The following is a 21,314-nucleotide window of genomic DNA, read 5'->3' as shown; positions in this document are numbered from 1 at the left end:
ATGGCCTCAGAAACTGTGGGACATGCGCAGGGCGATGGTGTGGCCTTCGGCGCGGTTGCGGGCGCCGAACTCTTTGTAGGCGTGCAGCCACACCGGCGGTAAGCCGGGTTTGAAGAAGCTCACAGCTGGGCCGACCGCCAGCACTCGTGCACGGTTGCCGTGATCCAGGTTGGGGCCGTCGTCGTCAGTCAGTTGACGGTAGTAATAACCGCCAAGGCCGACCGTCCATGGGCCTACGTGCTGACCAACCGCGAACTCATGGCGGTACTCGACCCCATTGCGGTAGTCGGTGGCATGGTTGCGGGTGTTGAAGTCCAGCTGGAAGCTTGAGGAGGCTTCGAAGCCGGTATCGCTGATCCAGGTGGCGTTGAGCAGTGGCGAGACTGTCCAGTGGTTGAGGCCCGGCGATATCAGTCGATCTTCGTCGTAGTCACCGGTGGGGGCCTGGACCTGCAACTGGCTGTTGACGAACAGGTTGCGCGACAGGTTCCACTGCAGGATCAGCGGTATCACCTGCAGGTCCGCCTGGCGGAACACTTCCTCCTGAAAGCGCAAGGGGCCGAACGGCGTGTTGACCTTGAGGCGCGCGTCCATCTGGAAGAACGGCATCACCGCGCCGAAGCCGTACTGGGCGCCGAACAGTTGCTGGTCGGTCATGCGGATGTAGGCCAGACCGACCGACAGGACGTCCAGGGAAAAGGCGTTGTCGGCCTTGTCGCCGTGACGATCCTTTTGAACGTTGGCCGAATAGTACGCAGTGCGAATGCCCAATGTGCCGAACGGCGTGGCTGGCGGCGACATACCGGCACCGAAGTCGTAGACCCCGGCCGGTGTAGTGGGGGCACCGTTCTCGGTGGCTTCTGCAGGTGCTGAGATAAGTAATGGAAATAGCAGCAAGCCTGAGGCGATCAGCGGCGATTTTCTTTCTGTGTGCATGGAAAACCCCTTTCTTATGTTGGCTGGTACGGGCTCCAGCCTAGGGGCTCTCAATGGCGAGCGTTATCCGATTTCAGCACAGACGCCACGTGCCCGGCGCAGGGTGTCGGAAGGGCGTTCGCCGAATAGCTGGCGATAATCCGTGGCGAAGCGGCTGAGGTGCCAGAAGCCCCAGTTCGCCGCTACTGCCTGCACCGAGTCGGTGCCGTTGCCCTGACGCAACTGGCGATGCACGGCGTTCAGCCGCAGGGCCCTCAGGTACGCCACCGGGTTGGTGCCCAGGGTTTCCTGAAAGCAGTACTGCAGCTTGCGTCGGCTGGCGCCAATCTGGTTGCACAACTCGAGAATGTTCAAGGGGCGGTCGCAGTTGGCCAGGGCGTAATCGCGGGCGCGGTCGACCATGCGCTTGCGGGCGCTGAGTGGCAGCGGGTGATCGTCTTCGCTGTCCATCAGTTCCAGCAGGTGCATCAGAATGGCATCGCGTATGGCGCCGCGGATGGTGATGTGATCGAGCAGCGCCGTGCCGTTGCCATACTGATCGAGCACGTCACCGAACAGGCGGACCAGCTCCTGCTGATTGGCGTCGCTGAGCAGTCGGTAGCATTTGGGCAAATGCTTCAAGTCGAGCTCGCGCTGCTGGCGCTGCAATGCCTCCTGCAGCGGCTGCTCGTCGATGGCGATGCAGATCAGGTCCAGGCCGCCCGGTACGCGCAGCTCCGGCAGTTGCTCGGAGCGGGCCACCAGCAGGCTGGGTTGATGGATCGAGTGGCCGGTGCAGTGAAAGTGCGGGTCTGCGCTTAGCGGCATGCTGAAGGTGATCGCACCGGGCCAAGCCGCACCATTCTTGACCATCGCCTGGCTGGCACGGTCGCGAATCAGTTGCATGCCACTGAGGTGGATCTCGGTCAGCTCGCCGCTGAATTGGCCGGCGCCGAGCTGGTCGTAGCGCAGCTGCCAGCCTTGCAGGCTCTGGGCATGCTCCTCGATGTCCTGGGTTTGCCGGTAGTGCACGAGGTTGTCTGCGATGGCAGCTACGGATCCGGGATTACTGCTGACGACGGCATGACTGTGCATTTTCGAAACCCTTTCACGACGACCGCTGATATTGCCGTGAACAGGCAATTTTCGTTCCTTCGGGCTGTTGAGGAGCGAGCTTTGCCGAAAACGGATAAAGCCCGCCAGCGCAGGGCTGTAGCCTGGCAGTCAGGGCCAAGAACAGTGGCAAGGCGGAACAAGCATCGGTGTCCGGCAGCGCGTAAGAAAGGGCTCGCCAATCACCCTGGGAGCGTCTCGTCATGCTTAGAAGCTGGTTCAACAAACCGTCACCGCAGGACAGTGCGGTGCCTGTGATTGTTACCGAAGTACCACTTGCACCGCCGAGCGCGACACAGTGGCTGTCGCGGCGCCTACTGGAACTGCTGAGCAGTCTTACCGGCGCTGTCGCCACGGGCTTGGACAGCTCCCGTCAGGCTTGTATCGAAATTCACCGCAGGGGCCAGCAAATGGAGCACGCATTGGCCGACTCGGCCGGGCACATGAGCCAGAGCAGTGCGTTGGCCGAAGCCATGCAGCGGGCGTTGAGCGAACACCTGCAGCAGGTGGAGCGCGATATTCGTCAGCATCTGGATGACGTGGCTGTGCAGATCACCACCAAATCCGACGAGGTGATCACGGTGCTGAGCGACATTGGCGATATCGCCAAGCAGGTCAACCTGCTGGCGCTCAACGCGGCCATCGAGTCGGCCCGGGCCGGGGAGGCAGGACGGGGGTTTGCAGTGGTTGCCGACGAGGTGCGCAAACTGGCGCAGCGCACTCTGCTCAGTGCCCGCGATGCGACCGAGCGCATGGACCTCAGTCACCTGCAGAAACGCATGAACAGTGTGTCGTCCCATAGCCAGGGTAGCTTCGACCTGCTGACTCGCCGCCTGAACGATTCGCTGGGGCAGATGAACGCACTGTTCGCCACCGTCAGCGGTAACGTCGAAGGGCTGCAGCAGACCAACCGGGTTATTTTGGAAAGTGCCCCGCAGCTGGAGCAGCGGTTGGGCTACCTGCTGGGGCTTGCCGAGCGTGCCGCCAGCCTGGGGCGCGGCGCCGCACAGGTGCTGGTCAAGGATGCTGCGTTGCCGGAGCAAGGCCTGCAGCGGCTGCTTGCCGAGCAGCACATCGCCATCCGCCCCGATCAGGATCGCCTGGCCGACGTGCTCCAGCGTGGCCGCCTGCGGGTGGCCATCGAGCCGCAGCTGGTCGGTTTGTCGTTTCGCCAGCGGCCTGGCGAACCGTTGCGTGGCATGGATGCCGATTACGTCAGAGCCTTCGCGCATTGGCTTGGCGTCGAGGTGGAGTTCGTCGAGTATGGCTGGGAGCAGTGCATGTCGTTGCTGGCCTTTGGCCGTCGCCCGGCAGAGGCACCTGCCGACCTGATGTGGAGCGCGCTGCCTGCTTCGCCTGTTTTCGAGGATCTGGCGTTTTCCCGCCCCTACAGTTTCGCTCCGCTGATTCTCGCGCGGCGCAAGGGTGACGAGCGCATCGGCGGTCTGGCCGACCTGCAGGGGCGGGTGCTCGGTTGCGGAAACGATCCCGTGGCCCTGGAAACCCTGGCCCAGCTGGGTGTGCGCTGGTCCGCCAATCGCCACCTGCCCGGTGGCCGTGTCGAGCTGGCCAATCTGATGGTGTTCTCCGATCAGACTCGTATCCACGACGCCCTGGCTGAAGGCGTGGTGGATGCCTTCACCGTCGAGCGACCGATCTATCACTGGGCCGCTACCCATCGCCAGAGCCGCTGGTTCGGCAAGCTGGACATATTGCCGCAACCGCTTGGTGATCGACTTTGGTGCTACAGCGTCGGGGTGGCCAGGCGGGCGGAAAACGCCAGGTTGCTGGCCAAGGTCAATGAGTTCCTCGTGCAGTTCCAGGACAGTCCGCGGCGCAAGGAAATCGAAACCAACTGGCAGGGCGGAGCACTGACTCCACCCGCGGGCAGCTTCGAACTCAAAGGTGTTGTGGATGCCAGTGAGCTGGCCCGTCTACCGTGCTGAGAACGATCAGGCAGGCGACCCGAATCCGCGGCGCCTGCGACGGGTTAGGGCCCCGGCAGCCCAGGCCTGGTTTCAGAGAAACAGGCTGCTGATCAATTCGGTGCGGTTGCTCACACCGAGCTTGCGATAGAGATGCAGCAAGTGCGTCTTGATCGTCGGCAGCCCAAGGCCCAGCTGGCGCGCGAGGAGTTTGTTCGGCAGGCCGTCGCGCAGCAACAGGGCAAGCTCGCGCTCCCGCGGTGTGAGCGCCTTCAGGCGATCGCCGGCACTCTGTGGCTGGCTGCGCGCAGCCAGCTCCATCAGACCATGCAGGGGCAGCAGGCACTGCAGTTCTTCGGGGCGAAAAGGCCCCAGGTGGGCGCCGCGCAACAGCGAGACGCCAGCGCTCGGCTTGCCATCGACATGGGCGATGATTTCCACCACGTCCACCACGGCGTGGTGCTGCAGGAAGCGACGGTATTTACGGTTGTCTGCCTCGCTCTGCTGTGCCAGGCCCGTGCGCAACGGTACCACCGGCAGGCCGGCTGCCTGGCAATGGTCGGGGCGTAGCGGATCGACATGGCGGTAGTGGCGCAGATAGGCATCGTGCATGGGTTCGAGCATGTCCAGCAGGATGAAGTCGTACGCCTGCAGGTGTGCATCGATACGGTAGAACGCACCTTGCGAGGCGGGCACCACCTGGCGGAAGGCATTGAGGCAATGGCGACCGAAGTCGCCGCAGGACCCGCTGGCAGGTGGATGCATGGCGTGTCCTCGGCAAGTGAGGCGCCAGCCGAGGCTGGCGCAGCTGGATCAGGCGACCGCGTAGTAGTGTTTGACGAAGCTGTCGCTGACGATTTCCCACAGCACGGGCGTGCCCTTGGTCACGAACCAGGTGTCGCCGGTCTTGAAGCGACTGGTCTGGCCGGTGGATTCGTCGGTCAGCAGCACTTCACCGGTGACGACCGTGGCCTGCTCGCTGAACGGATAAGTCATGCGGAACTTGCCCTTGGTGGTGCCGAAGTAGGCCGAGCTGACCGGGTCGGTCGGCGCGCCGGCGGTCATCTTGCCAAAACACCTGACTTCGCCTTCGAGGATTTCCGAGCCGAGATCGGCAACGGTGCCCCAGGCATCCAATTGGTCGAGGGTGATGCCGTTCTTGATGGCAGTGAGGGACATGGGTGGTTGCTCCTGTTAGAGGGTGTGAATGCTTCGATGGAGCAAGTACCTGTGATGGCCTTGCCCGGTATCAGCGGCGACCGTTCCAGTAGCCGGACAGTTGGTGCAGGGTCTTGCCGCCGGTAAGCAGCAGAGGGCGGAAGTGATCCTTGCCGATGACGTTGATGCGGCGCACCGAACTGACCAGGTCGTAGCGCGCGGAGCCTTCGCTCATGCCCTCTGCCAGCACCTTGCAGATGATGTGACTGGGCGTGACACCGAACCCCGAGTAGCCCTGCACGAAGAAGGCGTTGGGGCGACCCGGCAGGCTGCCTATCTGCGGAAACAGATTCGGGCTGGTGGCCATCGGGCCGCCCCAGGCCAGGTCGATCTTCACGTCCTTGAGGTAAGGGAAGATCTTCAGCATCAGGTTGCGGTTCCAGGCCTTGAGGTCGTTCGGGATGTGTTCGATGAAAGGCGTGGCTGCCCCGAACAGCAGCCGGTTCTCCTTGGTGACGCGGTAGTAGTCGATGACCGGGCGGATGTCGCTGTAAGCACCGCGGATCGGGCTGATGCGCTGGATCATCTCGTCCGACAGCGGCTCGGTCATGATCTGGAAGGCGTAGGTGTTGATGGTGCTGCGGTGCAGCTCCGGTTCCAGTTTGTTGAGGAAACTGTCACAGGCCCACAGTAGTTTGCTGGCCTTGACCGAGCCCTTGCCGGTGCGCACGGTGATGCGCTCGCCGTAGGTCACTTCCAATGCCGGGCTGTACTCGAAGATCCTCACGCCATGGCTGCTCAGGGCCTTGGCCTCGCCCAGCAACAGGTTCAGCGAATGCACGTGACCGCCGCCCATGTGCAGCAAGGCGCTGCCATAGGCATCGGAGCCGATGATCTGCTTGACCTCGGAGCCACCCAGAAAACGGATTTCATGCGGCGAGCCGAGGGATTTGAATTCCTTCTCCCAGGTGCGCAGGGTCTTTTCCTGGCGGGCATTGAAGCCCAGGTAACCATAACCGTGGCAGAAGTCGGCATCGATCTCGTACTTGGCGATCCGGTCCTTGATGATGTCGGCACCCATGTCGCTGATCTCGAAAATCTGCCGCAGGCCGTCTTCGCCTACGTCCTTGCGGATCTTCTCCATGTCGTGACCGATGCCGGCCATGATCTGCCCGCCATTACGCCCGGTGCCGCCGAAGCCGAGGTAGCGCGCTTCCAGCACGACGATATTGGTGATGCCTTTCTCCGCCAGCTCCAGCGCCGTGTTGATGCCGGAGAAACCACCGCCGATCACGACTACATCCGCCTCCAGATCCTGATCCAGTGAAGGAAAGCTGAGGTCGTACTTCTTGGTAGCGGTGTAGTAGGTAGGTGTTTCGATGTTGATCATGGCAACGACCTGGAAACGGTGAGAGATACCTGCGTTGAGGGATAGTAGTCCCCTGCACCCCCTGTGCGTCTTGTCCCTGTCTGTCGTCAGTCTTGACCGGGACTGACAAGGCGCCTCGCGCTGCTCTCGCCCGCCTGGCGCAGCGTCCTCGCGCGCGCGAGGGTGCCCCGTGTGCACGACTCATCGAGCGCTTGAGAAACCAGTGCCGGATGGTGTGCGTTCGTCGTGATCGTGCAAGGCCGTGAACAGATTAACGACAGGGCGGGGGTGTGATGGCCCTGGCACGCCGGTGCAAAAGCCTGGCAGGCACGTGCATGACCGCTGGCGTTTCGCTGTTTCAAATGGCGATGCCTGCCTCGTCATGGCGTAAGCTGGCGGCCTGGTTAAATTATTAACGAATCATCATTGCCTGAGATCATGTCGAGCCCACGTCTTTCCCTGACCCTTACCCTGTTGCAGGCCCGCGAGTCGGCCATGCGTTTCTTTCGTCCTCAACTCAATCTGCACGGGCTCACCGAACAGCAATGGCGGGTGATTCGCATCCTGCGTCAGCAGGGCGAGCTGGAGAGCCATCAGCTGGCGCGTCTGGCCTGCATTCTCAAACCGAGCATGAGTGGCGTGCTGGTGCGTCTCGAACGCGATGGCATGGTCTGCCGGCGCAAGATGAGCGAAGACCAACGCCGCGTGCTGGTCGGGCTGACGGAAAAGGGCGAGCAATGTTTCCAGGCCATGAGCGTGGAAATGGAGCGTAACTATCAGCGTATCGAGGAGCAGATCGGCGCGGAAAAATTCGCCCTGTTGCTGGATCTGCTCAAGGATCTGAAAGCGGTCAAGCCCTGATCGCGTGCAGGCCGCGCGCTGCTGGCCGTGACGGCACAGCATCGCCATTCACTGCAGCGGGGCGTTGAACTGCTCTGCGACAAAGCGCTGCAGGGTCGCCGCAGCAGCGTCGTAATCCCCCTCTCTGGCCTGTGCCAGTGCCTCGACCTGAACGCGCTCCTGTTCGATCACATAGGCCCAGAACGCCTGAGTCTCTGCGTCGCCCGGGCGCTGTACGGCCTGCAGCTCGGCAAGGTAGTCGGCCGTGGCATTGGCCAGCATCTTCACGAACGCCTTTTCCTGCAGCCAGGAGAATGCCAGTGAGGCCTGAGCCTTGAAGCCGCCACTGCGTGTTCGCTGCAGATCATGGCGGCGGGCTTGAGCCTGGTAGCGAGGCAACTGGGCGGCCTCGAGCACCGCATAGGCACTCCAGAACCGACCTTGCGCGGTGCCGGCGTGGCGCTCAGCCAATGCCGGTACTACGTCGAGGGCAACCGCTCGGTTGTCCAGCTCCTTGTCCAGCGCAGCGAGATAGGCCGCATCGTCCGCCACGGCCGGACGTACCAGCGCCAGCAGGCACAGCATGTGGACAAGGTGTTTCAGGGGCTGGCGCAGCATCGAGAAATCTCCAAAAAAATGGCCCTATCAAGGGCCCAAGGGTGACAAGCAGCGGGAGATACCTAGGCCTCAGTGGATGCCCAGGCACATGTACTTCAGCTCGATGTAATCATCGATGCCATATCGGGAACCTTCGCGGCCGAGGCCGGACTGCTTGATGCCGCCGAAGGGCGCAACCTCGGTGGATATCAGCCCCTCGTTGACGCCGACCATGCCGTACTCCAGCGCTTCGCTGACGCGCCAGGCGCGGCCCAGATCACGGGTGTAGAGGTAGGACGCGAGACCGAACTCGGTGTCGTTGGCCATGGCGATGGCCTGCTCCTCGCTGTCGAAGCGGAAGATCGGTGCCAGCGGGCCGAAGGTTTCGTCGCGGGCGACCAGCATGTCCGGGGTGACGTCGCCCAGCACCGTAGGCTCGAAGAAGTTGCCACCGAGGCGATGGGACTTGCCACCGGCCAGCACCTTGGCGCCTTTGCCGAGCGCGTCCTCGATGTGCTCCTGAACCTTGGCCACTGCCTTGGCGTTGATCAGCGGGCCTTGCTGGGCTCCTTCGTCATCGGCCGGGGCTACCTTCAAGGCATTCACGGCGGCAACCAGGCGGGCGCTGAATGTCTCGTATACGCCGCTCTGCACCAGCAGGCGGTTGGTGCACACGCAGGTCTGCCCGCTGTTGCGGAACTTGGAGCCGAGGGCGCCCTGTACGGCAGCGTCCAGATCGGCGTCATCGAAGACGATGAAGGGGGCATTGCCACCCAGCTCGAGGCTGACCTTCTTGATGCTGTCGGCGCACTGCGCCATCAGCAGTTTGCCGATGCCGGTGGAACCGGTGAACGACAGCTTCTGCACCTGCGGGTTGCCGGTCAGTTCAGCGCCGATCTCCCGCGAGCGGGTACCCGGAACGATGTTCAGCACACCGGCCGGAATGCCGGCACGTTCGCCGAGCACGGCCAGCGCCAGTGCCGACAGGGGCGTTTCCGAGGCGGGCTTGAGCACTACCGTGCAGCCGGCAGCGAGGGCCGGACCGACCTTGCGGGTGATCATGGCGTTGGGGAAATTCCACGGGGTGATGGCAGCGACCACACCGATGGCCTGCTTGATCACCACCAGACGGCGGCCTTGCTTGTCATGCGGGATGACGTCGCCGTAGATGCGTTTGGCTTCCTCGGCGAACCATTCGATGAAGCTGGCGCCATAGGCGATTTCGCCACGACTTTCGGCCAGCGGCTTGCCCTGTTCCCAGCTCAGCAGGCGGGCGAGGTCTTCTTGATTTTCCAGTATCAGGTTGAACCAGTTACGCAGGATGCTGCTGCGCTCCTTGGCGGTCTTGCCACGCCAGGCAGGCAGCGCAGCTTGGGCCGCGTCGATGGCCCTTGCTGTTTCGGTGCGGCCAAGGGAGGCGACTTCGGCGATCAGCTCGCCGTTGGCCGGGTTGGTCACGGCGAAGCGTGCCTCGTCGTCGGCTTCGATCCACTGGCCATCGATGTAGGCTTGTTCGCGCAGCAGGTTAAGGTCGGTGAGTTTCATTGAGGTCTCGGCAATGCGTGGATATCGTCGTGGCGGCGCTCAGTAGACGCCGCCCCCGCGGGTAGTCGGCGCTGGCGCAGCCTTGAAATCGGCCGCCAGGGTCTGCAGGCCGCGCATCAGTACCGTGGTGTCGACCCCAACCGCGACGAAGCGCGCGCCCAACTCGATATAACGGCGGGCCAGTGTCTGATCGGCGCTGAGAATGCCCGCCGCCTTGCCAGCCTTCTGGATACGCACGATGGCGTCCTCGATGGTGGCCTGGACGTCCGGGTGGCCGGGGTTGCCACGCTGGCCCATCGACGCGCTGAGATCGGCCGGGCCGATGAACACGCCATCGACCCCGTCGACCGCGACGATCTCGTCCAGCCGGGCCAGGCCGTCGAGATTCTCGATCTGCACCAGCAGGCACATCTGTTCGTCGGCCTTGTCCAGGTAGCCGGGGATGCTGTTCCAGCGCGAAGCGCGGGCCAGCGCACTACCAACGCCACGTACGCCCGACGGCGGATAGTGAATGGCGCGCACCAGCTCGCGTGCCTGTTCGGCACTTTCCACCATGGGCACCAGCAGGGTCTGGGCGCCGATGTCGAGAATCTGCTTGATCAGCGCGGTGTCGCCGATCACCGGGCGAATCACCGCTTGTGAGGGGTAGGGCGCCACGGCCTGCAACTGGCCGAGCAGGCCGCGCAGATCGTTGGGCGCGTGTTCACCATCGATCAGCAGCCAGTCGAAGCCGGCGTTGGCGGCCAGCTCGGCGCAGTAGGGGTCGGCCAGGCCCAGCCACAGGCCGATCTGCGCATCGCCCGACTGCAGGCGTTGTTTGAAGCTATTGATGGGCATGTCCATGGCAGGCTCCTTGCGGCTCAGACGAATCGGCAGGCGATGCTGCCAAGCTGGTCGTAGTCGACGTGGAAGGTGTCACCGGGGTTGGCCGCGACCGGGCGGGTGAACGAGCCGCCAAGAATGATCTGGCCAGGCTCCAGGGTGACGTCATAGGGCGCCAGCTTGTTCGCCAGCCAGGCCACACCCTTGGCCGGGTGGTTGAGCACCGCGGCGGAAACGCCGGACTCTTCGATCACGCCATTGCGATAGAGCACCGCAGGCACCTTGCGTAGGTCGATCTCGGTCGGGCGCACGGCGCGGCCTCCCATCACCACGCCGGCATTCGCCGCATTGTCGGAAATGGTGTCGAACACCTTGCGGGTCGCCCTGGTATCCGGGTCGACCTGCTGGATGCGTGCATCGATGATCTCCAGCGCAGGTATCACCCATTCGGTGGCCTCGAGTACATCGAACAGGGTCACGTTCGGCCCCTTCAGCGGCTTGCCAAGGATGAATGCCAGCTCCACTTCCACACGCGGCACGATGAAGCGGTCGAAGGGAATGTCGCTGCCCTCGTCGAAGAACATGTCGTCGAGCAGCGCACCGTAGTCCGGCTCGGTGATGTTCGACGATACCTGCATGGCGCGGGAGGTCAGACCGATCTTGTGGCCGACCAGCCTGCGGCCGTCCTCGATCTTGCGCGCTACCCAGGCACGCTGGATGGCGTAGGCATCCTCGATGGTGATCTGCGGGTGATCCAGGGAAAACTGGCGCACCTGCTGGCGTGACCGCTCGGCGGCGTCGAGGCGGGCGGCAGCCTGCTGGATGAAGGAGGAGTCGAGCATGGAAAACCTCAGGAAGTCTTGTTGAAAAGAGGGTGCAGGCTGCTGTGCTTGCCGTCGTAAACCTGGGCCTGGCCTTCGTCGATCTGCAGGGTGATGCCCACCGGGCGCTGCTCGAGGATGTCGCCCAGGCAGGTACGCAATACCGCCAGCAAGCTGTCGCCGACGCGTCGGTGTACCTCGGCGCTGCGGCCTGTCCCCATGCGCAGATTGGCGTACAGAAAACCGTAATCGCCATTGCCGTCGGCGACCGCGCAGTGCGTCGCCGGGTAGGCCAGCACGCGGGTGCCGCCAGTGGGGAACACCGCCTTGCCTTGCTCGTCACGCTGCGCCAGCATGCTGTCGGCCAGTGCCCGGCACAGGCCGGGAATGTCTGCCTCGCGCTCGAGGTCGGGGGTGTAGAGCAGCACCAGGTGGGGCATGTCGATCTCCAGTTGCGCCAACACGAGCGCAGTCGTGCCAGCGCCAGTTGCACGGTGGCGTTGAGGTGACGGCGTGTGGCTACAGACGGCTGGTCGAGACCACGCCCGCCGGGTTGGCGGCCTGTGGCGGCGGCAGTGCCGAGCCATCCTGGGGCGTCACCGGGAAGACCGCGTTGATCTGCCCGGTGCCCGAGGCGGCGAAGTAGGGCGTCAGCACCTCGACATTGCCGTCGTACTTCGACCAGCCCATGGCACCCAGCAGCATGGCGGTGTCATGCATGAAGCCCTCGCCGTGCCCCTTGGCCGCGTACTCGGGCAGCATGTCGCAGAACGCTTCCCACTCGGCGTTCTGCCACATCTGCACGACGCGCTCGTCGAGGGTTTCCAGGAACGGGCTCCAGATTCTGGTGGCGAACTCCGGCGCCTGGCCGTTCTGGGCAAAACGATGCGACAGCGAGCCGCTGGCCAGAAACGCCACGGTGCCGTCGTAGTGCTCTTCCACCGCCTTGCGCATGGCCCAGCCGAGGCGTGCACTGTCGTGCAGGTAGTGCGAGGTGCACAGCGAGGAGACCGAGATCACCTTGAAGTGCTGATCCTTGTTCATGTAGCGCATCGGCACCAACGTGCCGTATTCCGGGGCGAGCGTGGTGGCGTGGTGAGCCATGGTCTCGACGCCGAAGCGGTTGCACGCGTCGGCGAGAATCTTGCCCAGCTCCGGGTTGCCCGGAAACTCGTACTCCATGTTGCTGATGAAGTGCGGCAGCTCGTTGCTGGTGTACAGGCCCTTGAAGTGAGGCCCGCAGTTGATGTGGTAGTTGGCGTTGACCAGCCAGTGGGTATCGAACACCACGATGGTGTCCACACCCAGTTCCCGGCAGCGTCGGCTGATCTCCAGATGACCGTCGATGGCCGCCTTGCGAAAGCCCTGGCGTGGGCCTGGCAGCTCCGACACATACATCGACGGCACGTGGGTGATCTTTGCGGCCAGAGCGAGTTTGCCCATGACGGTTCTCCTTGCGGGGCCGCTGCCGGCCCAGGTTCTTGTGATTGCTATGCACGCAGGAATGGAGCGCCCGTACCGGGTCATACGGCCAGGTACGGGGCGAGCGAGTCGTTACACGCCCCAGCGAGGAATGTGGTGACTGCCCATGGAAATGCACACGTTCTTCACTTCGCTGAATACCTCGAAGCTGTACTCACCGCCTTCGCGGCCGGTACCCGAGCCCTTCACGCCGCCGAATGGCTGGCGCAGATCGCGCACGTTCTGACTGTTGATGAATACCATGCCGGCCTCGATACCGCGGGCCAGGCGATGAGCCTTGCCGATGTCCTGGGTCCAGATGTAAGAGGCCAGGCCGTAATCGGTTTCGTTGGCCAGGCGCAGGGCTTCGGCCTCGTCCTTGAATTTGATCAGGCACACCACCGGCCCGAAGATTTCTTCCTGGGCGATGCGCATGCGGTTGTCCACGTCAGCGAATACCGTCGGCTGGATGAACTGGCCTTTGGACAGGTGCGCTGGCAGGTTGGCTGGGCGCTCCAGGCCGCCAGCCAGCAGGTTGGCGCCTTCCTCGATGCCGATCCTGATATAGCCGGTGACCTTGTCGTAGTGGGCCTGGGTGATCATGGAGCCGACCTGGGTCTTCGGGTCCTGCGGGTCACCGACGATCAGGCGCCTGGCGCGCGCCGCGAACTCGGCGACGAACTGGTCGTACACGGTTTCCTGGATGAAGATGCGGCTGCCCGCCGTGCAGCGTTCGCCATTCAGGGAGAAGATGGTGAACAGCGCGGCATCCAGCGCACGATCGAGATCGGCGTCGTCGAAGATCAGCACCGGGCTCTTGCCGCCCAGCTCCATGGAGTACTTCTTCAGGCCCGCGGTCTGCATGATCTTCCGGCCGGTGGCGGTGCCGCCGGTGAAGGAAATCGCACGCACATCGGGGTGGCGAACCAAGGCGTCGCCAGCAGTGGCGCCATAACCCTGCACCACGTTCAGCACGCCCGGTGGAATGCCCGCTTCCAGCGCCAGGCGGCCCAGCTCGTTGGCGGTCAGCGGTGACAGCTCGCTCATCTTCAGTACGGCGGTGTTGCCCAGCGCCAGACAAGGCGCGGTCTTCCAGGTGGCGGTCATGAACGGCACGTTCCAGGGCGACACCAGGCCACAGACACCCACCGGCTGGTACAGGGTGTAGTTGAGCATCTGATCGTCGACCGGGTAGCTGTGGCCGTCCATGCGCGTACAGACTTCGGCGAAGAAGTCGAAGTTGTGCGAAGCGCGCGGGATCAGCACGTTTCGGGTCTGGTGGATCGGCAGGCCGGTGTCGAGGGTTTCCAGTTCGGCCAGTTGCGGCACGTTCTGGTCGATCAGCTCACCCAGCTTGCGCATCAGACGGGCGCGCTCCTTGGCCGGCGTGTTTGCCCATTTCGGGAAGGCGTCCCTGGCGGCGGCGACCGCCAGGTTGATCTCCTCGGCGCCGCCGCTCGCCACTTCGCCAATGGCTTCACCGGTGGCCGGGTTGTAGTTGGTGAAGGCGTCCCGGCTCTCGACTTCCTGGCCGTTGATCCAGTGCTTGATCATCTGCTGTTCCTCTCTTGTTCCGGGTTAGCCGCGCGCGGCGAAGAATTCGCGTTCGCTGACGATGTGGTTGACCAGGCGGCCAACGCCTTCCACTTCCGTCACCACCACGTCGCCCGGTACCACGTCGGCCAGGCCCTCGGGGGTGCCGGTGGCGATCATGTCGCCCGGTTGCAGGGTCATGAAGCTGGAGAAGTATTCGATCAGGTAGGGGATGTCGAAGATCATGTCGGCGGTGGAGCCTTCCTGCTTCAGCTCACCGTTGATCCAGGTGCGCAGCGTCAGCCTCGAGGGATCCGCCACGTCGGCGGCGTCGACGATCCATGGGCCCACTGGGGTGGTGGCGTCACGGTTCTTAACGCGCAGGTTGGGGCGGTAGTAGTTTTCCAGGTAGTCGCGGATCGCGTAGTCGTTGCACACGGTGTAACCGGCCAGGTACTGCAGGGCATCCTCGCGTTTGACGTTGCGCGCCGGCTTGCCGATCACCGCCACCAGCTCGCACTCGTAGTGCATGTACTTGACGTTGTCCGGGCGCCAGGTGACCCCGTGGTGGCCGGTGTAAGTGCCGGGCGACTTGATGAATGCCAAGGGTTCGGTGGGCGCCTTGAAGGCCAATTCCGCGGCGTGGTCGGCGTAGTTCAGGCCCAGGGCGAACATGCTGCCCTCGGCCGGTGGCAGCCACTCGACGGCGCCTTCGGCGAGCAGGCGACCGTCTGGCAGGCGTACGGCGTTGTCGGCTTCGACGGTGACCGCGTGAACGGCATTTTCAAAGCGAATGCGTGCGTGCTTCATGTGCGTTTCCTTATTGCGCCACGACGGTATTGGTCAGGCGGCCCAGGCCGCTGATCTCGACGACCACTTCGTCGCCCGGCTGAACGTCTACGCGCCCCTCCGGTGTGCCCGTGATCAGTACATCGCCTTCGTGCAGGGTCATAAACTCGCTCAGTTCGGCGATCAGCTGGGGGATACTGCGCACCAGATTGGCGGTGCTGTTTTCCTGGCGGACCTCGCCGTTGACAAGCAGCTTGAGGCTCAGCGCGTGCGGGTCGGCCAGTTCGATCACCTCGCTGCCCAGCGCGCAGAAGCCGTCGCGGCATTTAGCCTTGACGGCCGGCCGGTAGTAGCTCTCTTCCGGCAGGCTGAATTCATTGACGATCAGGTACCCGGCCACGTGGGCGAGGGCATCGGCCTGGCTGACCCGGCTGGCGCGCTTGCCGATCACCACGCCGAGCGCCGGGCCCGGTTGCAGGCGCTCGCCAGCTGGCGCGACCACGGCCTGGCCATCGCCGTTGCGGGTGTTCGGCGTCTTGATGAACAGCACCGGCTTGACGGGTGGTTTCTGGTAAGGGGGTTCGTTGAACTCGCTCAGGCGGCTGTCCAGCAGGCCTTTGTAGTTCAAGGCGATGCCGAACAGAGTACCTGTGGCGATTTCGCTAGCGGCGCGACCCATGCTTCACTCCTGAATCGGACTGGAGCTATCCCAGGTGGAGAACACAGGCTGCCGTGCAAGGCGACTCGCCCGATCGGGTTAGCATCTCGATTATTTAATTAATATATTAACGATGATCGGGCCATGGTTCGCATCGGCTCGATCCCCGAGGGCTATTTAAACCGTCATCGACGCTTATCGATTGTCTCGGGCTGCCAGGCTTCTTGATCGAGCGTGCCAAAGGTCGAGCGGGCTTCACCCGTGTTTGCGCAGGCCCGGCAGTTGTTGCTTAAATCGGGCCTGCCGTTACCCACCTGCCATGAGCGAGCCGATGTCCGCACCCAGACCCTCACTGACCCTGACGCTGCTGCAAGCCCGTGAAGCGGCCATGGGGTTCTTTCGGCCGTCGCTCAACCAGCATGGCCTGACCGAGCAGCAGTGGCGGGTCATCCGCATCCTGCGCCAGAGCGGGGAGATGGAGAGTTACCAGCTGGCGCAGCAGGCGTGCATCCTCAAGCCGAGCATGACCGGCGTTCTCGCGCGCATGGAGCGCGATGGCGTGGTGCGCCGCTGGAAGGCACCGCAGGATCAGCGCCGCGTGTACGTCGGCCTCACTGAAGCGGGCCAGCAGTGCTTCGTCGCGATGAGCGAGGACATGGAGCGCAACTACCAGCGAATCCTCGAGCAGTTCGGCGATGACAAGCTGCAGCAACTGCTGGGCCTGCTCAACGAACTGAAACAGATCAAACCCTGAGCCCAGGGGAGGGTGAGCCATGGCGAGCCGCCCACCGATTCCCAATATCGACATCGGCCAGGTCTACGACCAGCGCTATGCCGACTCCGATGTGCACTACGAGGCACTGGGCAAACTCGCGGATTTCTTCGGGCGCAACATGCCGGTGCATCGGCATGACCGCTTCTTTCAGGTGCATTACGTCAAGAGCGGCACGGTGCGCGTGTTTCTCGATGACCAGCGCTACCAGCAGCAAGGGCCGATGTTCTTTCTCACGCCGCCTACCGTTCCTCACGCCTTCGTCACCGATGCCGAGGCCGATGGGCATGTGCTGACCGTGCGTCAGGAATGGGTATGGCCCTTGCTCGAAGCCAGCCATGGGCTGGCTGATGGCCCGCGCATCGGTGCGGTGTGCGTGGCCTTCGACGAACTGGGCGGCAGTGTCGATGCGGAAGTCGCCCGGCTCGATCTGTGCTTCGAACAGTTGCGCAGCGAGTTCGCCGCTATCCGTCCTGGCCGGGCCGCCAGCCTGGAGGCGCTAACGCGGCTGATCATGATCGGTCTGCTGCGCTTGTCCACACGCTCGCTCAAGGCCCAGCCGGAGCGGCGTGATGACCTGCAGTTCTTCCATCGCTTCAACGCGCTGATCGAGCGGCATTACCAGCAGCATTGGCCCTTGGCTGCCTACGCGACCGCCATCGGCGTCACCGAGGCGCGCCTCAATGACATCTGCCGGCGCATTGCCGGTCTGCCCTCCAAACGCCTGGTTCACGAGCGCCTGATGCAGGAGGCCAAGCGGCTCCTGCTGTTCGGCGGCGCCTCGGTCAGCGAGGTCGGCTATCAGCTCGGCTTCAAGGATCCCGGTTACTTCAGCCGGTTCTTCGCCCGTAATGCCGGCATGGCCCCTGGTGAATACCGGCAGCGGCACTGGGAAGACAAGCAGGACGCCTGGCGCTGAATTCGCACCGCCGTCCAGGCTGGCGGTCTGCTGTCTGTTTTTTATTTCTGGTGCTCGCCGTGTTGGCGCTTGTTGATCGTTATGAAAATAAATTAACTTATTAACGAAATTGTCGCGGGTCGGCCTGAATCGGCCTGGAGCAGAGGCGCAGATAACCCATGAGTGCCGTAGCCAGAGCGTGGCAGGCACGACTGTCGCCAGCCGCCAGACTGCTCATCCTCGCTGCCGTGCAGTTCCCAACCATCACTTCCAGCGGCCAGCCCTGCGGCGTCGAGCCCGGGTGATCGCTGTGCTCTATCGGTCGCCCGTGGCCGGCGTTCTTCCCTGACTGCCTGGAGTCTTGCATGTCACTCGTTCACCAGCCTAAACGGCTGATCGTCCTGCTTGCCGCCCTGGTGGCGTTCGGCCCGCTGTCGATCGATATGTATCTGCCCAGCGTGCCGCTGATCGCTGGTGACCTGCAGGCCAGCGAACGCCAGGTGCAAATGACCATCGGCCTGTTCCTCGCCGGGTTCAGCCTGGGCATGCTGTTCTACGGGCCCTTGTCCGACCGCTTCGGTCGTCGACGCCTGCTGCTGGGTGGCATCTGCCTGTACATGCTGGCCAGTCTCGGTTGCGCACTGGCCAGCGAGCCGGAGCACCTTATCGCTTGGCGCCTGCTACAGGCTGTTGGTGGGGCCTCCGCGTCGGTGCTGGCGCGGGTCATCGTGCGTGACCTGTTCCCGCTCGACGAGGCGGCGCGGGTGCTGTCGCTGATGCAGCAGGTGACCATGATCGCCACGCTGATCGCGCCATTGCTCGGTGGCTACCTGATTCTGCTCAGTGGCTGGCGAGTACTGTTCTTCATCCTGCTGGGTTTCGCCGGGGTGTGCCTCGTGCTGGTCTGGCGCGGCATTCCCGAGACCCTGCCCAGGGAATCGCGAGGCGCCTCGCTGGGGCTGGCCTTCCGCGCCTTCGTTGATATCGCCCGGCAGCCACGGGCCATCGGCTACATCCTGTGCATGGGCCTGGCGTTCGCCGGCATGTTCGCCTTCATCACCGCTTCACCCTTCATCTACATCGAGTTCTTCGACGTATCGATGCAGCACTATGGCTGGCTCTTCTCGCTGAACATCCTTGGCATCATGTGCATGAGCTTCGTCAATGCCCGCCTGGTGCGACGCCTTGGCTCATCGAGCATGCTGGGTTTTGGGGCCAGCATCAGCGCGCTGTCAGGGATTGCCCTGCTGCTTTGTTGCGCCACGGGTTGGGGCGGCTTGCCGGCTGTGGTGGTGTGCGTGCTGGCCTACGTCAGCGTGACCGGGATGATCGCGGCCAACTGCCTGGCCTGTCTGATGTCGCTGTTTCCCCGTCAGGCCGGTGCTGCTGCCGGCCTCGCGGCGGCCATGCAATTTGGCCTTGGCACCCTGGGTAGCGCCCTGGTCAGCATGCTGTATGACGGCAGCCCTTGGCCGATGGGCCTGCTGATCGGCTGTGCCGGAGTCGGTGTGCTGCTGGCCTACGTTCTGAGCCGTCGCTGAACCCTGGCCAAGCCCCTCACGAGCCATGCGGCGCGCGCAACGGCAACCTCGCGGGGCGCTCGGCCAGCGGCCTGACGCTTTTCCAGAGAACGTCGAAATGGCCATGAAAAGTACATTATTGCCTGTGGAACGTGCATGTTTGCCGCCCATGGTGCTCTGCATAATGACCTCGCAAACGTTCCGGTATACCCGTACAGCACAGGCGCTGCGTGACCTACACGCCGCCTCTATCCCTTCGGGAAGCGTCTCGGGGTGCATGGCCGACATCTAAAAAAAACAGGTCGAACAGCATGAAAAAGTCAAATTCGCTCCTTGTCGCGCTACGTGAAATTCTTCCTGCCATCGCCGCCAACGCGAGCCAGGCGGAAAAGGATCGGATGGTCCCCGCCGAGAACATCGTCTTGCTCAAGGGCATTGGCCTGCATCGCGCCTTTCAGCCCGAAGCCTATGGCGGCCTGGAAATATCCCTGCCCGAGTTCTGCGACTGCATCGCGCTGCTGGCGGGGGCCTGCGCCAGTACCGCCTGGGCCATGAGCCTGCTGTGCACCCATAGCCACCAGCTGGCGATGTTCCCGAAAAAACTGCAGGACGACGTCTGGGGGGATGACCCCCATGCCACCGCCAGCAGCTCCATCGCGCCCTTCGGCAAAGTGGAGGAGGTCGAGGGTGGCGTGCTGTTCAGCGGCCAGATGGGCTGGAGCAGCGGCAGTGATCATGCCGAGTGGGCCATCGTCGGTTGCCGTCGCCAGAATGCCGAGGGCGGCCAGGATTACTGCTTCGCCGTGCTGCCGCGCAGCGACTACCAGATCCGTGACGACTGGTATGCCGTGGGCATGAAGGGCAGCGGCACCAAGACCCTGATCATCGACAACGTGTTCGTGCCGGAGTATCGCATCCAGAAAGCCAAGGACATGATGGAAGGCAAGTCGGCGGGCTTCGGCCTGTACCCGGACAGCAAGATCTTCTACAGCCCCTATCGCCCGTACTTCGCCAGTGGTTTCTCCACCGTCAGCCTGGGCGTTGCCGAGCGCATGCTCGAAGCCTTCCAGGAGAAGACTCGCAACCGTGTGCGTGCCTATACCGGCGCCACTGTCGGTGCTGCCACCCCGGCGCTGATGCGCCTGGCCGAATCCACTCACCAGGTCGCCGCTGCCCGCGCCTTCCTCGAGAAGACCTGGGGCGAGCACGCCGAGCATGGCGAGCGTCACCAGTACCCCAGCCGCGAGACGCTGGCCTTCTGGCGCACCAACCAGGCCTACGCGGTGAAAATGTGCGTTCAGGCCGTTGACCGCCTGTTCGAAGCGGCGGGCGGCACTGCCTGGATGGAGAGTAACGAGCTGCAGCGCTTGTGGCGTGACGCGCACATGACCGCCGCCCATGCCTACACCGACTACGACGTTTGCGCGCAGATCCTCGGCCGCGAGCTGATGGGGCTGGAACCTGACCCGAGCATGGTCTGAGCCCGCCACTCCCTTTTCCGCGATTCGATAGGCCGGGCCCACGTCCGGCACTGAGGACATCATGACCGATCAACAACCGACGGGCTTCGACCCGCGTGCCTTTCGCCGTGCTCTGGGCAACTTCGCCACCGGCGTGACCATCATGACCGCCGCCGCTGGCGGCCGGCGGGTCGGCGTTACCGCCAACAGTTTCAACTCGGTTTCCCTGGAGCCCGCGCTGATTCTCTGGAGCATCGACAAACGTTCCACCAGCTACGAGGTGTTCAACGACGCCAGCCACTTCGCGGTGAACATCCTCGCGGCGGATCAGATCGACCTGTCCAACCAGTTCGCCCGGCACAGCGAAGACAAGTTCGCCGGCGTCGAGCAGCAAACCGGTGTCGGTGGCGCTCCGCTACTGGGCGATTGCGCGGCACGCTTTCAGTGCGAGATGCACCAGCAGGTCGACGGTGGCGATCACTGGATTCTGATCGGCAAAGTGATCGCCTTCGATGACCTGGGGCGTGCGCCGCTGCTCTATCACCAAGGCGTCTACTCATCGGTGCTGCCACATCCGCGTTCGTTGAAGAAGAGTGAAAGCGTCGGCAAGACCGCCTTTCAAGGTCGCCTCAGCCACAACCTCTACTACCTGATGACCCAGGCGGTGCGCAGCTACCAGAGCGACTATCAGCCGCGGCAACTGGCCACCGGCCTGCGAACCAGCGAAGCGCGCATGCTCATGGTGCTCGAGAAGGACGCCAGCCTCGGCATGGCCGACCTGCAACAACTGGTCGCCATGCCGGTACGGGAAATCGAAGAGTCGCTGGAAACCCTCAAACGCAAAGGCCTGCTGCGTGATTGTGGGGCAGGGGTAGGCCTTACCGAACAGGGCCTGGAGCAGGCCGATACGTTGTGGAACATCGCCGAGCAGCAACAGATTCGCGCTTTCTCGGCGTTTACTGAAGACCAGATCGACACCTTCAAAACCGTCCTTCGCGGCATCGCCAAGGGTTTGTGACGCGAGGCTACAGCCTGCCTGAGGTGGGCTGCGGAGATTCGAGTACTCGGTGAGCGGCGGCTCACCGGGATTTGGCCGCGTCCGCGCATTGCCGCACCCC

Annotated in this window: 21 protein-coding genes and 1 pseudogene; 8 read left to right on the top strand and 14 right to left on the bottom strand. The window is 63.5% G+C overall.

Going from position 1 to position 21,314, the window contains the following annotated elements; translation table 11 throughout:
• Window positions 1–6: 6 nt before the first annotated feature.
• Together QRN22_RS02255 and QRN22_RS02250 are read right to left on the bottom strand one after the other, a co-directional pair.
• On the bottom strand, window positions 7–936 hold the full coding sequence (locus tag QRN22_RS02255; protein WP_082045825.1) for a SphA family protein: 930 nt from the start codon (window positions 934–936) through the stop codon (window positions 7–9).
• A 63-nt stretch (window positions 937–999) separates the two neighbouring features.
• The gene (locus tag QRN22_RS02250) at window positions 1,000–2,010 is read right to left on the bottom strand and encodes a helix-turn-helix domain-containing protein (RefSeq protein WP_042554975.1); all 1,011 of its coding nucleotides are present in this window, start codon (window positions 2,008–2,010) and stop codon (window positions 1,000–1,002) included.
• 221 nt (window positions 2,011–2,231) lie between these two features.
• Here QRN22_RS02250 and QRN22_RS26510 point away from each other — a divergent pair.
• Together QRN22_RS26510 and QRN22_RS02245 are read left to right on the top strand one after the other, a co-directional pair.
• Window positions 2,232–2,774 (top strand): annotated as a pseudogene (locus QRN22_RS26510) (methyl-accepting chemotaxis protein); the annotation flags it as partial.
• 6 nt (window positions 2,775–2,780) lie between these two features.
• A complete protein-coding gene (locus QRN22_RS02245; protein WP_502945144.1) occupies window positions 2,781–3,974 on the top strand; it encodes a substrate-binding periplasmic protein in 1,194 nt (397 codons plus the stop codon).
• Between the two features lie 72 nt (window positions 3,975–4,046).
• Here the strand turns inward: QRN22_RS02245 and QRN22_RS02240 are convergent, their stop codons facing one another.
• From QRN22_RS02240 to QRN22_RS02230, 3 genes are all read right to left on the bottom strand, one after another.
• Window positions 4,047–4,718, bottom strand: a complete 672-nt coding sequence (locus QRN22_RS02240) for a helix-turn-helix transcriptional regulator (RefSeq protein ID WP_042554725.1) — start codon at window positions 4,716–4,718, stop codon at window positions 4,047–4,049.
• 48 nt (window positions 4,719–4,766) lie between these two features.
• The gene (locus tag QRN22_RS02235) at window positions 4,767–5,132 is read right to left on the bottom strand and encodes a cupin domain-containing protein (RefSeq protein ID WP_042554726.1); all 366 of its coding nucleotides are present in this window, start codon (window positions 5,130–5,132) and stop codon (window positions 4,767–4,769) included.
• A gap of 70 nt (window positions 5,133–5,202) precedes the next feature.
• Window positions 5,203–6,501 (bottom strand): NAD(P)/FAD-dependent oxidoreductase, encoded by a 1,299-nt coding sequence (locus QRN22_RS02230; protein WP_042554727.1) that lies wholly within the window; start codon window positions 6,499–6,501, stop codon window positions 5,203–5,205.
• A gap of 417 nt (window positions 6,502–6,918) precedes the next feature.
• Here QRN22_RS02230 and hpaR (QRN22_RS02225) point away from each other — a divergent pair, with 417 nt between their 5' ends.
• Window positions 6,919–7,341, top strand: a complete 423-nt coding sequence (gene hpaR / locus QRN22_RS02225; RefSeq protein ID WP_042554977.1) for a homoprotocatechuate degradation operon regulator HpaR — start codon at window positions 6,919–6,921, stop codon at window positions 7,339–7,341.
• Window positions 7,342–7,389: 48 nt separating this feature from the next.
• On the opposite strand, the gene QRN22_RS02220 is transcribed toward hpaR (QRN22_RS02225), so the two are convergent.
• The 9 genes from QRN22_RS02220 to QRN22_RS02180 all read right to left on the bottom strand — a co-directional run bounded on the left by QRN22_RS02220 (window position 7,390) and on the right by QRN22_RS02180 (window position 15,567).
• Window positions 7,390–7,938, bottom strand: a complete 549-nt coding sequence (locus QRN22_RS02220; protein ID WP_042554728.1) for a hypothetical protein — start codon at window positions 7,936–7,938, stop codon at window positions 7,390–7,392.
• Between the two features lie 69 nt (window positions 7,939–8,007).
• Window positions 8,008–9,462, bottom strand: coding sequence for an NAD-dependent succinate-semialdehyde dehydrogenase (locus QRN22_RS02215; RefSeq protein WP_042554729.1), 1,455 nt, complete (start codon window positions 9,460–9,462; stop codon window positions 8,008–8,010).
• A 39-nt stretch (window positions 9,463–9,501) separates the two neighbouring features.
• Window positions 9,502–10,305, bottom strand: a complete 804-nt coding sequence (gene hpaI, locus QRN22_RS02210; RefSeq protein ID WP_042554730.1) for a 4-hydroxy-2-oxoheptanedioate aldolase — start codon at window positions 10,303–10,305, stop codon at window positions 9,502–9,504.
• Between the two features lie 17 nt (window positions 10,306–10,322).
• Window positions 10,323–11,126, bottom strand: a complete 804-nt coding sequence (hpaH, locus tag QRN22_RS02205) for a 2-oxo-hept-4-ene-1,7-dioate hydratase (protein ID WP_042554731.1) — start codon at window positions 11,124–11,126, stop codon at window positions 10,323–10,325.
• Window positions 11,127–11,134: 8 nt separating this feature from the next.
• Complete coding sequence (locus tag QRN22_RS02200) at window positions 11,135–11,545, bottom strand: 5-carboxymethyl-2-hydroxymuconate Delta-isomerase (protein WP_042554732.1); 411 nt, start codon at window positions 11,543–11,545, stop codon at window positions 11,135–11,137.
• Between the two features lie 79 nt (window positions 11,546–11,624).
• Entirely contained in the window at window positions 11,625–12,548 is a 924-nt protein-coding gene (hpaD, locus tag QRN22_RS02195; RefSeq protein WP_042554733.1) for a 3,4-dihydroxyphenylacetate 2,3-dioxygenase, read from the bottom strand.
• Window positions 12,549–12,659: 111 nt separating this feature from the next.
• Window positions 12,660–14,120, bottom strand: a complete 1,461-nt coding sequence (gene hpaE, locus QRN22_RS02190; protein WP_042554734.1) for a 5-carboxymethyl-2-hydroxymuconate semialdehyde dehydrogenase — start codon at window positions 14,118–14,120, stop codon at window positions 12,660–12,662.
• A gap of 24 nt (window positions 14,121–14,144) precedes the next feature.
• Window positions 14,145–14,909 (bottom strand): fumarylacetoacetate hydrolase family protein, encoded by a 765-nt coding sequence (locus QRN22_RS02185; protein WP_042554735.1) that lies wholly within the window; start codon window positions 14,907–14,909, stop codon window positions 14,145–14,147.
• A gap of 10 nt (window positions 14,910–14,919) precedes the next feature.
• Entirely contained in the window at window positions 14,920–15,567 is a 648-nt protein-coding gene (locus tag QRN22_RS02180; protein WP_042554736.1) for a fumarylacetoacetate hydrolase family protein, read from the bottom strand.
• Window positions 15,568–15,877: 310 nt separating this feature from the next.
• Here QRN22_RS02180 and hpaR (QRN22_RS02175) point away from each other — a divergent pair, with 310 nt between their 5' ends.
• The 5 genes from hpaR (QRN22_RS02175) (at window position 15,878) to QRN22_RS02155 (ending at window position 21,214) form a co-directional block, all read left to right on the top strand.
• On the top strand, window positions 15,878–16,300 hold the full coding sequence (hpaR, locus tag QRN22_RS02175; RefSeq protein ID WP_042554737.1) for a homoprotocatechuate degradation operon regulator HpaR: 423 nt from the start codon (window positions 15,878–15,880) through the stop codon (window positions 16,298–16,300).
• A gap of 19 nt (window positions 16,301–16,319) precedes the next feature.
• Window positions 16,320–17,237, top strand: coding sequence for a 4-hydroxyphenylacetate catabolism regulatory protein HpaA (gene hpaA / locus QRN22_RS02170; protein WP_042554738.1), 918 nt, complete (start codon window positions 16,320–16,322; stop codon window positions 17,235–17,237).
• Window positions 17,238–17,581: 344 nt separating this feature from the next.
• Window positions 17,582–18,757, top strand: coding sequence for a Bcr/CflA family multidrug efflux MFS transporter (locus tag QRN22_RS02165; RefSeq protein WP_042554740.1), 1,176 nt, complete (start codon window positions 17,582–17,584; stop codon window positions 18,755–18,757).
• 290 nt (window positions 18,758–19,047) lie between these two features.
• Window positions 19,048–20,217, top strand: a complete 1,170-nt coding sequence (locus QRN22_RS02160) for a p-hydroxyphenylacetate 3-hydroxylase oxygenase component (RefSeq protein WP_042554741.1) — start codon at window positions 19,048–19,050, stop codon at window positions 20,215–20,217.
• 61 nt (window positions 20,218–20,278) lie between these two features.
• The gene (locus QRN22_RS02155; RefSeq protein WP_042554742.1) at window positions 20,279–21,214 is read left to right on the top strand and encodes a p-hydroxyphenylacetate 3-hydroxylase reductase component; all 936 of its coding nucleotides are present in this window, start codon (window positions 20,279–20,281) and stop codon (window positions 21,212–21,214) included.
• The last annotated feature ends 100 nt before the right edge of the window (window positions 21,215–21,314 follow it).

Origin of the sequence: Pseudomonas sp. MEJ086 (assembly GCF_030209025.1) — a bacterium.
GTDB classification, from domain to species: Bacteria; Pseudomonadota; Gammaproteobacteria; order Pseudomonadales; family Pseudomonadaceae; genus Aquipseudomonas; species Aquipseudomonas fulva_A.
Note: the sequence above shows the minus strand (reverse complement) of the source record. Positions and strands in the feature narration are given on the sequence as shown.

What these genes read in the sequence shown, in the direction of transcription:
- QRN22_RS02160 (WP_042554741.1), top strand. Translation starts at nt 19,048, where the DNA reads ATGAAAAAGTCAAATTCGCTCCTTGTCGCGCTACGTGAAATTCTTCCT.
- QRN22_RS02240 (WP_042554725.1), bottom strand. Translation starts at nt 4,718, where the DNA reads ATGCATCCACCTGCCAGCGGGTCCTGCGGCGACTTCGGTCGCCATTGC.
- hpaE (WP_042554734.1), bottom strand. Translation starts at nt 14,120, where the DNA reads ATGATCAAGCACTGGATCAACGGCCAGGAAGTCGAGAGCCGGGACGCC.
- QRN22_RS02230 (WP_042554727.1), bottom strand. Translation starts at nt 6,501, where the DNA reads ATGATCAACATCGAAACACCTACCTACTACACCGCTACCAAGAAGTAC.
- QRN22_RS02255 (WP_082045825.1), bottom strand. Translation starts at nt 936, where the DNA reads ATGCACACAGAAAGAAAATCGCCGCTGATCGCCTCAGGCTTGCTGCTA.
- QRN22_RS02235 (WP_042554726.1), bottom strand. Translation starts at nt 5,132, where the DNA reads ATGTCCCTCACTGCCATCAAGAACGGCATCACCCTCGACCAATTGGAT.
- hpaI (WP_042554730.1), bottom strand. Translation starts at nt 10,305, where the DNA reads ATGGACATGCCCATCAATAGCTTCAAACAACGCCTGCAGTCGGGCGAT.
- QRN22_RS02250 (WP_042554975.1), bottom strand. Translation starts at nt 2,010, where the DNA reads ATGCACAGTCATGCCGTCGTCAGCAGTAATCCCGGATCCGTAGCTGCC.
- QRN22_RS02220 (WP_042554728.1), bottom strand. Translation starts at nt 7,938, where the DNA reads ATGCTGCGCCAGCCCCTGAAACACCTTGTCCACATGCTGTGCCTGCTG.
- hpaR (WP_042554737.1), top strand. Translation starts at nt 15,878, where the DNA reads ATGTCCGCACCCAGACCCTCACTGACCCTGACGCTGCTGCAAGCCCGT.
- hpaH (WP_042554731.1), bottom strand. Translation starts at nt 11,126, where the DNA reads ATGCTCGACTCCTCCTTCATCCAGCAGGCTGCCGCCCGCCTCGACGCC.
- QRN22_RS02165 (WP_042554740.1), top strand. Translation starts at nt 17,582, where the DNA reads ATGTCACTCGTTCACCAGCCTAAACGGCTGATCGTCCTGCTTGCCGCC.
- hpaD (WP_042554733.1), bottom strand. Translation starts at nt 12,548, where the DNA reads ATGGGCAAACTCGCTCTGGCCGCAAAGATCACCCACGTGCCGTCGATG.
- QRN22_RS02215 (WP_042554729.1), bottom strand. Translation starts at nt 9,462, where the DNA reads ATGAAACTCACCGACCTTAACCTGCTGCGCGAACAAGCCTACATCGAT.
- QRN22_RS02155 (WP_042554742.1), top strand. Translation starts at nt 20,279, where the DNA reads ATGACCGATCAACAACCGACGGGCTTCGACCCGCGTGCCTTTCGCCGT.
- hpaA (WP_042554738.1), top strand. Translation starts at nt 16,320, where the DNA reads ATGGCGAGCCGCCCACCGATTCCCAATATCGACATCGGCCAGGTCTAC.
- QRN22_RS02185 (WP_042554735.1), bottom strand. Translation starts at nt 14,909, where the DNA reads ATGAAGCACGCACGCATTCGCTTTGAAAATGCCGTTCACGCGGTCACC.
- hpaR (WP_042554977.1), top strand. Translation starts at nt 6,919, where the DNA reads ATGTCGAGCCCACGTCTTTCCCTGACCCTTACCCTGTTGCAGGCCCGC.
- QRN22_RS02180 (WP_042554736.1), bottom strand. Translation starts at nt 15,567, where the DNA reads ATGGGTCGCGCCGCTAGCGAAATCGCCACAGGTACTCTGTTCGGCATC.
- QRN22_RS02200 (WP_042554732.1), bottom strand. Translation starts at nt 11,545, where the DNA reads ATGCCCCACCTGGTGCTGCTCTACACCCCCGACCTCGAGCGCGAGGCA.
- QRN22_RS02245 (WP_502945144.1), top strand. Translation starts at nt 2,781, where the DNA reads ATGGACCTCAGTCACCTGCAGAAACGCATGAACAGTGTGTCGTCCCAT.